This window comes from Comamonas suwonensis, from assembly GCF_012844455.2.
In the GTDB taxonomy this organism is placed as follows: domain Bacteria; phylum Pseudomonadota; class Gammaproteobacteria; order Burkholderiales; family Burkholderiaceae_C; genus Comamonas; species Comamonas suwonensis.
Genome location: NZ_JABBCQ020000012.1, coordinates 158,542 through 168,890, shown reverse-complemented (window position 1 = coordinate 168,890; position 10,349 = coordinate 158,542). Strand labels below are relative to the sequence as shown.

Annotated in this window: 13 protein-coding genes; 9 read left to right on the top strand and 4 right to left on the bottom strand. The window is 59.3% G+C overall.

The window, feature by feature from the left end; translation table 11 throughout:
• Together HF327_RS14790 and HF327_RS14785 are read right to left on the bottom strand one after the other, a co-directional pair.
• The coding region (locus HF327_RS14790; protein WP_198460894.1) for a porin at nt 1-530 on the bottom strand (530 nt) is incomplete at its 3' end.
• A gap of 225 nt (nt 531-755) precedes the next feature.
• The gene (locus HF327_RS14785) at nt 756-1,823 is read right to left on the bottom strand and encodes a porin (protein WP_198460893.1); all 1,068 of its coding nucleotides are present in this window, start codon (nt 1,821-1,823) and stop codon (nt 756-758) included.
• A gap of 326 nt (nt 1,824-2,149) precedes the next feature.
• Between HF327_RS14785 and coq7 the strand changes: the two genes are divergently transcribed.
• Nucleotides 2,150-2,767, top strand: a complete 618-nt coding sequence (gene coq7 / locus HF327_RS14780) for a 2-polyprenyl-3-methyl-6-methoxy-1,4-benzoquinone monooxygenase (RefSeq protein WP_198460892.1) — start codon at nt 2,150-2,152, stop codon at nt 2,765-2,767.
• A gap of 74 nt (nt 2,768-2,841) precedes the next feature.
• Here the strand turns inward: coq7 and HF327_RS14775 are convergent, their stop codons facing one another.
• Nucleotides 2,842-3,294, bottom strand: a complete 453-nt coding sequence (locus tag HF327_RS14775; RefSeq protein ID WP_198460891.1) for an OsmC family protein — start codon at nt 3,292-3,294, stop codon at nt 2,842-2,844.
• Between the two features lie 383 nt (nt 3,295-3,677).
• Here HF327_RS14775 and ilvA point away from each other — a divergent pair, with 383 nt between their 5' ends.
• The 3 genes from ilvA to HF327_RS14760 are packed head-to-tail and all read left to right on the top strand — an operon-like array spanning nt 3,678 to nt 6,677.
• The gene (gene ilvA / locus HF327_RS14770) at nt 3,678-5,231 is read left to right on the top strand and encodes a threonine ammonia-lyase, biosynthetic (protein ID WP_198460890.1); all 1,554 of its coding nucleotides are present in this window, start codon (nt 3,678-3,680) and stop codon (nt 5,229-5,231) included.
• A 55-nt stretch (nt 5,232-5,286) separates the two neighbouring features.
• Nucleotides 5,287-6,117, top strand: a complete 831-nt coding sequence (locus HF327_RS22120) for an adenosylcobinamide-GDP ribazoletransferase (RefSeq protein ID WP_198460889.1) — start codon at nt 5,287-5,289, stop codon at nt 6,115-6,117.
• On the top strand, nt 6,114-6,677 hold the full coding sequence (locus tag HF327_RS14760) for a histidine phosphatase family protein (protein WP_198460888.1): 564 nt from the start codon (nt 6,114-6,116) through the stop codon (nt 6,675-6,677). Before HF327_RS22120 ends, HF327_RS14760 begins: the two co-directional genes overlap by 4 nt.
• Here the strand turns inward: HF327_RS14760 and HF327_RS14755 are convergent.
• The gene (locus tag HF327_RS14755) at nt 6,670-7,137 is read right to left on the bottom strand and encodes a general secretion pathway protein C (protein WP_198460887.1); all 468 of its coding nucleotides are present in this window, start codon (nt 7,135-7,137) and stop codon (nt 6,670-6,672) included. The genes HF327_RS14760 and HF327_RS14755 overlap by 8 nt on opposite strands.
• Nucleotides 7,138-7,183: 46 nt before the next feature.
• Between HF327_RS14755 and gspG the strand changes: the two genes are divergently transcribed.
• From gspG to gspK, 5 genes are all read left to right on the top strand, one after another.
• On the top strand, nt 7,184-7,636 hold the full coding sequence (gene gspG, locus HF327_RS14750) for a type II secretion system major pseudopilin GspG (protein ID WP_198460886.1): 453 nt from the start codon (nt 7,184-7,186) through the stop codon (nt 7,634-7,636).
• Nucleotides 7,637-7,802: 166 nt separating this feature from the next.
• Entirely contained in the window at nt 7,803-8,243 is a 441-nt protein-coding gene (locus tag HF327_RS14745; RefSeq protein WP_099739106.1) for a prepilin-type N-terminal cleavage/methylation domain-containing protein, read from the top strand.
• Entirely contained in the window at nt 8,240-8,593 is a 354-nt protein-coding gene (gene gspI / locus HF327_RS14740; RefSeq protein ID WP_198460885.1) for a type II secretion system minor pseudopilin GspI, read from the top strand. The genes HF327_RS14745 and gspI overlap by 4 nt, the downstream gene beginning before the upstream one ends.
• 3 nt (nt 8,594-8,596) lie before the next feature.
• Nucleotides 8,597-9,277 carry a PulJ/GspJ family protein gene (locus tag HF327_RS14735; protein WP_198460884.1) on the top strand — a complete coding sequence of 227 codons (681 nt, stop codon included), beginning with the start codon at nt 8,597-8,599 and terminating at the stop codon, nt 9,275-9,277.
• Nucleotides 9,278-9,414: 137 nt separating this feature from the next.
• Complete coding sequence (gspK, locus tag HF327_RS14730; protein ID WP_236024207.1) at nt 9,415-10,341, top strand: type II secretion system minor pseudopilin GspK; 927 nt, start codon at nt 9,415-9,417, stop codon at nt 10,339-10,341.
• Nucleotides 10,342-10,349: the final 8 nt, after the last annotated feature.

Here is a 10,349-nt window from a genome sequence, read left to right as displayed (position 1 = left end):
AAGGAATACTGCAGCCCAGCTCGTACGGGGCCAAACTCAGCCACGTACTTCAGCATATTGTTTGCACGAGCCCCTAGAGACATGCCAATTTCAGGTTTGTAGGCATCCATATAAGGCGAATATGGGAACGATGCATACGTAGAGGTCACCAAATCGAACAGCACGTTGTATTGACGACCCATGGTGATCTGGCCAAAACTGCTGCTGCGCAAGCCAACCCATGACTGAGCAAAATAAGGTTGAGCGGTGCTTGAAGAACCGGAATCCGTCCAGAAACGATTTTCCAGGTTGGCAATCGCAGATAGACCACCACCCAGGTCTTCCTTCACATTAATACCCCAGCGGCTTTCAGACATGCCGCCACCAATCATCTTTGTCAGCCCGCTTTTATTGGCTCCCTCATTATTCGTGTGACGAATTGCCGCATCCACAATGCCATATAGCTGTACGCTGCTTTGTGCGTATGCCAAGCTTCCCAGAGTGCCCAGCACAGCCAAAACCAATGATTTTTTTACAAACGAAGATGTCATTGCGTCGCCCCTCACTTTGATCACAAACAGTTGGTGGAAATTTCATTCTAGAAATGCTTTATCCCACCGCGTGATCTTTGGCGCAGGCACAACACAGGCGTTTCCCTGCCAAGGCAAACCCCTCGGCAATTACCCTTTCAGGCTTAACTCTGAGAAAACAAAAAAGGCCTGTCTTTCGACAGGCCTTTTGCTTTTAAACAGTTACTGGCTTACACCAGCAATTGATTAGAAAGCGTGGCGAATACCAACTTGCACGCCAGTTTGGTTAGCGCCAGTTGTCAGACCGCTCAGGTTGGTGCGAGTGTCAACACTGTTGTTCACGCCCTTGGCGTTCAGGCTCATCTGCGAACCCTTTTGGTTCTTCAGGTAAGCAACAGTGCCGTACAGAGCTGTACGCTTGGACAGGTTGTGCACATAACCCAGGGACACTTGGTGAGCCTTGGCATCACCTTGCTGGTCGTAGAAAGCGTATTGAGCCTTCACTTCACCCACGCCACCCACGGGAGCGGACACGCCCAGCAGGTAGTTAGTGAACTTAGCGTTGGAACCAACGCTAGGCTTGTACTTGATTTGCTGAGCCAGACCAACAACCTTGGCAACGCCAAAGTTGTAACCAGCACCGACAGAGTACTCGTCGCGATCACCGTTGGTAGCGCCAGCCAGTGTGCCGTATGCAGCAGTCACGCTCAGAGGACCATTGTCGTAACCGACGTTACCGCCGATGTAACGGCCAACATTGTTAGCGCCTTGCTTTTCGTCGAAAGCATAGCTGATGTTACCGGTGAAACCACCCATGTTAGGGGAGGAGTACGACACCATGTTGTTCGCACGGATGGTGTTGTCGTCGGCGCCATAAGCACCACCAACAGTCGACCATGCCTTGTAACCCATGTTCTGGCCGATACCAGTAGCACCGAACAGGTCATACTTCAGACCAGCACGGAAAGTGGGAGTTGTTTCACGACCCAGGCGAACTTCACCGAAGTTGCCAGACAGACGCACTGTGGATTCGCGCTTGAAGTCCAAGCCAGAAGCATTGCCGTTGTCGCCGAAGATTTCGCCTTCCAGCCAGAAGCCAGCCTTCAGACCGCCACCCAGGTCTTCAGTGCCGCGCAGGCCCAGACGGCTAGTCTGGTTACCGCTGCTGTGCACGCCGTACTTGTTCACATCGCCAGCGGCGTTGTTCACGTAGGAAACGCCAGTGTCAACGATACCGAACAAGGTCACGGAAGATTGAGCCATTGCGGCGCCAGAAGCGGCCAGCACTGCCAGGGCAATCAGGGATTTTTTCATTACGAGTTACTCCAAGGTTTAGAAGGGCGCCGGTTCTATGTAAGAGAGACTTGAGCCTCGAGCTCCACCGGTTTCCCGCGCCAACCTCCTGGTGGGGAAGTTGGGTCTATTGCACCAGACCACCGCACCCAGCGCAAAGGAATTCCCCCAAAAAGGCTCGATTCGGCGCGTTTTCGTTGCAGCACCGCAACAAACCACCAAGACGCCCTCTTGGGTACTCCCTTAAGGGTTCCCGCTTGGTATTGCCCCAGCACAAATGGCGGATGAGGCACTCTGGTGTACCTTACGCACATTGGCGCCATCAGGCACCGCTCCGAGTTTTTTCCATGGATCAATTTCTGACCGCTGCCGATGCAGCTCTTCGCACTTTGTTTGCCGATCCGATCGCCGCCGAGCGCTCGCCTGCCACCGGTATTGCCGAAGCCGATTTGAGCGATGAGCAGCGCAAGCTGTCTGCCGCCTTGATGCGAGTCAATCATGTGGGCGAAGTCTGCGCACAGGCACTTTATAGCGCTCAGGCCATGGTGACCAAGGATGCGCAGCTGCGTGAGCACCTGCTGCATGCCGCGCGTGAAGAGATGGACCACCTGGCCTGGACGCGTGAGCGCCTGCATGCGCTGGGCGATCGCCCATCGCTGCTGAACCCGCTCTGGTTTGCTGGCGCGTTTGCCATTGGCACGATTGCAGCCAAAGTCAGCGACGCTACCAGCCTGGGTTTTGTGGTCGAGACAGAAAATCAGGTCTCTGCGCATCTAGAAAGCCATCTGGGCCGCCTGCCCGAGGAAGATCAGGCCTCTCGCGCAGTTGTTGAGCGCATGAAGGACGATGAAGAGCGCCACGCCGCCGCGGCGATTGAGGAAGGCGCGATTCAATTGCCGCCTTTGGTGCAAGGCCTGATGCGCGTTGCCGCCAAAGTCATGACTACGACGGCACACCGTATATAAAACAGCTTCACCCATGAAAAACGGGCCGCTTAGGCCCGTTGGTGTTTTATGAGTTGCGGTGTCCGAAGCGCCTATCAGGCTTCAACGATCTCGAAACCCGTCGTAATCTCAGCCGTATGGCCCAGCATGATGGTGGCCGAGCAATATTTGTCATGGCTCATGGCAATCGCACGTTCCACCGCGCCGGCAGGCAGATTCTTGCCGCTAACGGTGAACTGCATGTGAATCTTGGTGAAGACCTTGGGGTCGGTCTCTGCACGCTCGGATGTCAGCTGCACGCTGCAGCCTTTCACATCGTGGCGGCCACGCTTGAGGATTAGCACCACGTCATAAGCCGTGCAACCACCCGCACCTGCCAGCAGCATTTCCATGGGGCGAGGTGCCTGATTGCGGCCGCCATTGGCAGGATTTTTTTCATCCGGCGCGCCATCCATATTGACGATATGACCGCTACCGGTCTCCGCCACAAAGCCCATGCCCGAGCGCATACCGGTCGTTGCGCCTGTCCAACTTACTGTGCATTCCATTGCTGCATCCTCTTGAAACTGTTGCAATTCTGCATCAAATCCAGAAAAACCCGAATCTTTTTTGCACGATAAAAACACATCACATACAATACAACCAAGCGTTACCTGCTAGGTCAAACCCGCAGGCAGACTGCAGATTACTGGAAAGTCCTGATCTGTATCGCACCATTTGTCTCCTCCACCTCCTCTAATGGTGGATTCAGCCCCTAGCTTCTTAGCTAGGGGCTTTTTTTCGTCCCTGCGCAGCGCAAGCTCGTAGACCAACAGGGTGTTCTTCTCGAGTGAGTACTGCAGCGCAGCAAGCAAGCGCCTATCATGATCGGCTTCCCTGCACCCGGCTGACTGATTGCTCTGGCTCTGGTGCACTGCTTCTGAATTGCACCATGACTCAAGCCCTCACCCCTGCCGATTATCTGACTCGCATCCTCAATGCACGCGTCTACGACGTGGCCGTGGAGTCGGACCTGGATATTGCCAAGAATCTCAGCCGCCGCCTGCACAACAAGGTATTGCTCAAGCGCGAGGACCAGCAGCCCGTATTCAGCTTCAAGCTGCGCGGCGCCTATAACAAGATGGCAAACCTGACGGCGGAGCAGCTGCAAAAGGGTGTGATCTGCGCCAGCGCTGGCAACCACGCGCAAGGCACGGCGCTAAGCGCCAAGAAGCTGGGCTGCCGTGCCGTCATCGTGATGCCGACCACCACCCCGCAAGTCAAAGTGGATGCCGTGGCCGCGCTGGGCGGTGAAGTGGTACTGATGGGCGACAGTTATTCCGACGCCTACAAGCACTCCATCAAGCTGCAAAAGACCGAGGGCCTGACCTTTGTCCACCCCTTTGACGACCCCGATGTGATTGCAGGCCAAGGCACCATCGCCATGGAAATGCTGCGCCAGTTGCAAAAGCTGGGAAGCCAGCGCCTGGACGCCATTTTTGTGCCGATTGGCGGCGGCGGCCTGATTGCCGGCATTGCCAATTACATCAAGGCCGTGCGCCCCGATGTGAAAGTGATTGGCGTGCACACCAAAGACTCGAACGCCATGATGCAGTCGGTACAGGCCGGCGAGCGCGTGGAACTGGCCGATGTGGGCCTGTTCGCCGACGGCACGGCCGTGAAGCTGGTGGGAGAGGAAACCTTCCGCATCACCCAAGGCCTGGTGGATGACTATGTGACGGTGGACACCGACGCCGTCTGCGCGGCCATCAAGGACATCTTTACCGACACACGCTCCATTGTCGAGCCCTCGGGCGCATTGGGCGTCGCCGCTATCAAACAGTACGTCGCCAAGAACAAGACCAAGGGCGAGACCTACGCCGCCATCCTGAGCGGCGCGAACATGAACTTCGACCGCCTGCGCTTTGTGGCCGAGCGCGCCGAGGTGGGCGAGGAGCGCGAAGCCCTGTTCGCCGTCACCATCCCCGAAGAGCGCGGCAGCTTCAAGCATTTCTGTGAGGTGGTGGGCAAGCTGCCCGGCGGCCCGCGCAATGTGACCGAGTTCAACTACCGCATCAGCCACGAGGACAAGGCCCATGTGTTTGTAGGCCTGACAACGCCGACCAGGGGTGAGAGCGAGAAGATCTGCAAGAACTTCCAGAAGAACGGCTTTGACGCCATTGACCTGACCTTTGACGAAATGGCCAAGGAGCATCTGCGCCACATGGTGGGCGGCCATTCGCCCCTGGCGCAGGAAGAGCGCCTGCTGCGCTTTGTCTTTCCCGAACGCCCCGGTGCGCTGTTCAAGTTCCTGAGCTTGATGGCGCCCACCTGGAACATCTCGCTGTTCCACTACCGCAACCAGGGCGCGGACTACGGCCGCATTCTGGTCGGCATGCAGGTGCCGCCCAAGGACAGCAAGAAGTTCGACGCCTTCCTGAAGAACCTGGGCTACCCGTGGGTGGAAGAAACCAACAACCCGGCCTATCAACTTTTCTTGAAGTAAAAAAGTCCTCTAGCGCTTTATCCACGATCGCTAGAAGCTCACTTTTTTGATATTCATGCAAGCCCTGCGTCACTATCTGCTGGCCATACAGTTCTTCAGCCGCATCCCCGTCACCGGACGGCTGGCGGCCTGGGTGGGCTGGAGCGCTGAGATGCAGCGTGCCAGTGCCGCGCATCTGCCGGGCGTGGGCTGGCTGGTGGGGCTGTGGGCGGCTGCGCTAGTGACTCTGGTGCTGTGGTTGCTGCCTGGCTCACCTTGGACACCGCTGCTGGCCGCACTCATCAGCACGGCAGGCACGCTGTGGCTGACGGGCGGGTTTCATGAAGATGGACTGGCCGATGTGGCCGATGGGCTGGGTGGCTTTGTGCCCGCTGAGCGCGCGCTCGAGATCATGAAAGACTCGCGCCTTGGCTCGTATGGCGTGATGGCGCTGGTGATGGCACTGCTGACCAAGGTGGTACTGCTGGCGACCGTGCTGGACAAAATGACACCTTACTGGGGGCCTGTGCCTGCGGTCATTCTGGCCGTAGCCATGCATGTGCTCTCTCGTTTTGCGCCCCTGGTGCTGATGCACAACTTGGCCCATGTCGGCTTGGCTGCCAGCAGCAAAACGCTGAACGTTGCGGGCCAACAATTGGGCTGGCGCGGCCTCATCACCGGCGCGCTATGGACTCTGCCGATCGTGGCGCTGCTGTGGTGGTTCGGCTCCGGCTGGCTGATTCTCAAGATTGCCATCGCCTGCAGCGTGACGACCTGGCTGCTGCAGCGCTGGCTGCGCAAACGTCTGGGCGGGATGACGGGCGACTGCCTGGGTGCCTGCCAGCAGCTCAACGAGCTGGCGGTGCTGCTGGCGGTCGCCGTTCATGTACTGAGGCCTGTTCTGTGAAAACACTGTGGCTGGTGCGCCATGCTCGCCCGCTGATTGACACAGACCGCTGCTATGGCCGTCTGGATATGGCGGCCGATGCACAGGCCACCCGGCAAGCCGCACAGGCGCTTCACAAGGCCTTGCTGCCGCTGCGGGGTGATTTGCAGCTCTGGCACTCGCCACTACAAAGATGTGAGCAACTAGCGCTTGATTTGAAAGCGCTACAGCCTGATTTCACTGCAACACCCGACACACGTCTGCTGGAGATGAACTTCGGCCACTGGGAAGGTCAGCGCTGGGATGACATTGGCGAATCCGCCATCAGCGCCTGGGCCAAGAACCTGGCACGGCATGCTCCCGGCGATGGAGAGTCTCTGGTGCAGATGCTGCAGCGTGTATCACAAGCCTTGGACGATGCCCGCCGCAACCCAAGCGCTCATGTCGTCTGGATTTGCCATGCCGGCGTCGCGCGCTGCGTGCAATGGCTGGTGCAGCATGGCCAGCAGCTGCCGCAAAGCCATGAGTGGACGTTGCCCGCCCCCGCCTATGGGCAGTGGGTGCAGATCGCGCTCAGTTGAATGCCGCGATGGGCGGCTTGGGCAGCTGCAACACGGTAGTGGCCGGGCCGTTGACCGGGCCAAGGCGGGCTTCACGCGCAGCCAGGGATTGCAGAATCAAGCCTTCGTCTACCGCCTCACCCACACGCACGGCCTTGCTGCCTTTGCCTTCAACGGCAATCACCGCTGCGCCGCCGCCAGACTCATTGCCCGCCAGCACACCCAGCAACGAATAACGGCTGGCTACCGGCGCGGCCGCCACAGCAGGCAAAGCAACGGCTCCCAAAGCCTTGGCGATTGCCTGGGCATTGGCCTGAACCGGCTGTGCTGGAGAAATCACAGGCAACTGCTCACTGGCACTGCCGGTGAATCGCAGCACCCAGAAAACCACCACCGCAGCGGCGGCAGCCCACAGCAGCAAGGTCGTGAGTTTGACGGGCATGGAGCTGCCCTGAGCAAGTTTGAAAGATTGCGTTCGCATTGGACGATTATGATGGCCCAGTATTGCGTTTCTAGTACAGAGCTACATGACATCTCATCGCCACCGTTCACTGTCTGCTATCCGCCACGCTGCATCGCGCGGTTTCACCCTGATTGAGCTGATGGTGGTGCTGGTCATCATTGGTGTGCTGGCCGCACTCATCGTGCCAAATGTGCTGGACCGCGCCGACGATGCGCGCGTGACTGCCGCCAAGACCGACATCGCCAATATCAATCAGGCACTCAAACTCTATCGCCTCGATAACCAGCGCTACCCCACCGCCGAGCAAGGCCTGAAAGCACTGGTGGCCAAGCCCACCTCCGGCCCCGCGCCGCAGAACTGGAAGCCTTACCTGGAAAAGCTGCCCAACGACCCCTGGGGCAATGCTTATCAGTACCTGAACCCCGGCGTGAAGGCCCCCATCGACATCATGTCTTTTGGTGGTGACGGCAAGGCCGGTGGCGAAGGCAAGGATGCGGATATTGGCAGTTGGCAATGACGTCTACCCCCACGCTCCCTCACTTTGTGTGGTCGCTGCCCCCCGAGGGGGTCCTGACCGGCTTTGGCCGGTTTTCGTCTTGGGGCGGCCCGGCGACGAAAACTCACACCAGCCCATCGTCTGAAACCGTCCTGCCACTAGCGCACAGCTAGTGACCTCTCTGCCCATGGCGCGCATCAAATCTGCGGGATTCACGCTGCTTGAACTATTGGTCGTGATTTCCATCATGGCGCTGGCGACGGCTGGCGTGAGCCTGGCTATTCGCGACAGCGGCGAGCAGCAACTGGAGCGCGAAGCCCAGCGGCTCGCCACACTGCTGGAGTCTGCCCGCGCGCAAGCACGCACCAATGGTGCACTGGTCGTTTGGCGACCCATGCCTCAAGGCTTCCGCTTCGAGGGTCTGCCTGCCAATGTACAAATGCCCACGCAGTGGCTCAAGACTGCGGTGCAGATTCAGCCCAGCACGCCCGTGGTGCTAGGGCCAGAGCCATTGATTCCCCGCCAGAGCATTACCCTGTCGCTGCCCGGCAGCAACTCCGCGCCACTGCAACTGAGCACAGACGGCCTGCGCCCCTTCAGCATTCAGAATGTGCAGGTGGCGCAATGAAGCAGCGCGGCTTTACGCTGATTGAAGTGCTGGTCGCCGTCGGCATCGTCGGCGTCACCCTGCTGGCGGGTCTGCAGGCCAGCAGCGCGCTCACGCGCAATGCCCAGCGCCAGTCCGATGTGATCCTCGCCCAGCTCTGTGCACAAAATGAGCTGGTTCGGCTGCGCCTTTTCAACCAGATGCCTGCAGTGGGCGACACCTCCACCAACTGCCAGCAGGCCGGTCGGCAGATGCAGGTGCAAGTCAGCGTGCGACCCACACCCAACCCCAGCTTCAGACGTGTGGATGCCCAGGTTTTCTCCGAATCCTCCGCCATCTTGCGTGTCTCCACGATTGTGGGCCGCTACTGAATCATGAGCAGCATGCGCACCAAGAATCTGGGCTTTACGCTGATTGAGCTATTGGTCGCAATGGCGGCCATGGCGCTGCTGTCCATCATGAGCTGGCGCGGCATTGATGGCATGCTGCGCACGCAGGAAGTGACGCGCGAGCAAGGCGATCAGCACGCCATCATGCAGACCGTAATGGCCCAGTGGAATGCCGACCTCAACGCCCTCATGCCGCTACAAGGCCGCCAGGTGCTGGACTGGGATGGGCAGGTGCTGCGCCTGACCCGCAAGACCAGCGCCGCCAACGACAACGGCGCACTGGTCGTGGCCTGGAGCCGCCGCAATGTGGACGGACTGCAGCAGTGGGTGCGCTGGCAGTCGCTGTCCGCACGCACCGCCAGTGAATGGAATGACGCATGGAGTCAGGCCGCCCAATGGGGCCGCAACCCATCGAGCGACCAGATGCGCCGAGAAACCGTGCTATTGCCGCTGGATCTGTGGCGCGTGTACTACTACCGCAGCAATGCGTGGACCAATCCGCTCTCCAGCGACCAGAGCAGCGCCAGCAATGCCAACGGCGCCACCGCCATGCCCACGGTGCCCGATGGCATTCGCATCGAACTCACCTTGCCCGCCGGCAAAGCGCTGAATGGCGTGATGACGGTGGATTGGGTCAACCCGCTTCGCTCTAACTCACGATCATGACCCCCTGTGTCGCTTCGCTTCTTCCCCCAAAGGGGACGACGCCTTCGCCGCGAGGCGGCACTCGCTTGGCGTCTCTGACCCCGGCCGCCTCCCGCGCACAGCGATCGCCTCAGCATGGCGCGGCTCTGCTGGCAGCCATGCTGACGGTGGTGCTGGTCGCCACGCTGGCATCGGCTGCACTATGGCAGCAGTGGCGTGATGTGGAGATTGAAACAGCAGAGCGCAACCGCGTGCAGGCCAACTGGCTGCTGCTGGGCGCGCAGGACTGGTCGCGTGTAGTGCTGCAGGAAGATTCTCGCGCCAACCGCAGCAACCCGATTGATCACTTAGGCGAGCCCTGGGCCGTGCCGCTGCAGGAAGCGCGCCTGTCCACCTTTTTGGCCGCCAAGAACAATATCAGCCAAGTCGATGATGGAATGGCCGATGTGCAGGATGCGTTTCTCTCCGGCGAAATCATCGATCTGCAGTCCCGCCTGAATCTGCTGAATCTGCTGAGCGGTCAAGACAAGAAGATTTCGGAAGAAGATCTCCTGCCATTCATGCGCCTTTTCGAGCGACTGGGCCTGCCCGGCAGCACTGTCATGCAGATCGCCACGGCCTTGCAGCAAGCCTCGCTCAACAAGTCACAGTCCGCGCCATTGATGCCGCGCACCGTGGGCCAGCTGGGCTGGCTGGGAATTGATGCCCGCACCATTGCCCGCATCGAGCCCTATGTCACCTTGCTGCCTCAGCGCACCTCGGTCAACATCAACACGGCCAGTGCAGAAGTGATCTGGGCCAGTGTTACGGACCTAGACTGGGCCCGCGCCAATCAGCTGGTGCAATTACGCAACACATCGCCTTTGAAATCTCTGAATGCGGCTGGCACGGCCATTGGCATGGCCGGCGCATTCAATTCGAGCTCGCATTCCGTCATCACTGAATACTTTGAAGCGCGCGGACGACTGCGCCTCGGGGAAAACATCTTGAGTCAGCGCTCACTGATTGAACGCAAGAGCATGAACGTCAACACCCTCTGGCAGGAGCGTGCCGACTGGGGCATGCCCACAGTTCCGAGACCCTGACACCACGC

Coding starts and splice junctions, on each gene's coding strand:
- HF327_RS22120 (WP_198460889.1), top strand. CDS start 5,287: ATGCAAGCCCTGCGTCACTATCTGCTGGCCATACAGTTCTTCAGCCGC.
- HF327_RS14785 (WP_198460893.1), bottom strand. CDS start 1,823: ATGAAAAAATCCCTGATTGCCCTGGCAGTGCTGGCCGCTTCTGGCGCC.
- HF327_RS14775 (WP_198460891.1), bottom strand. CDS start 3,294: ATGGAATGCACAGTAAGTTGGACAGGCGCAACGACCGGTATGCGCTCG.
- coq7 (WP_198460892.1), top strand. CDS start 2,150: ATGGATCAATTTCTGACCGCTGCCGATGCAGCTCTTCGCACTTTGTTT.
- HF327_RS14735 (WP_198460884.1), top strand. CDS start 8,597: ATGAGCAGCATGCGCACCAAGAATCTGGGCTTTACGCTGATTGAGCTA.
- HF327_RS14755 (WP_198460887.1), bottom strand. CDS start 7,137: ATGCGAACGCAATCTTTCAAACTTGCTCAGGGCAGCTCCATGCCCGTC.
- gspK (WP_236024207.1), top strand. CDS start 9,415: ATGCTGACGGTGGTGCTGGTCGCCACGCTGGCATCGGCTGCACTATGG.
- gspI (WP_198460885.1), top strand. CDS start 8,240: ATGAAGCAGCGCGGCTTTACGCTGATTGAAGTGCTGGTCGCCGTCGGC.
- gspG (WP_198460886.1), top strand. CDS start 7,184: ATGACATCTCATCGCCACCGTTCACTGTCTGCTATCCGCCACGCTGCA.
- HF327_RS14745 (WP_099739106.1), top strand. CDS start 7,803: ATGGCGCGCATCAAATCTGCGGGATTCACGCTGCTTGAACTATTGGTC.
- ilvA (WP_198460890.1), top strand. CDS start 3,678: ATGACTCAAGCCCTCACCCCTGCCGATTATCTGACTCGCATCCTCAAT.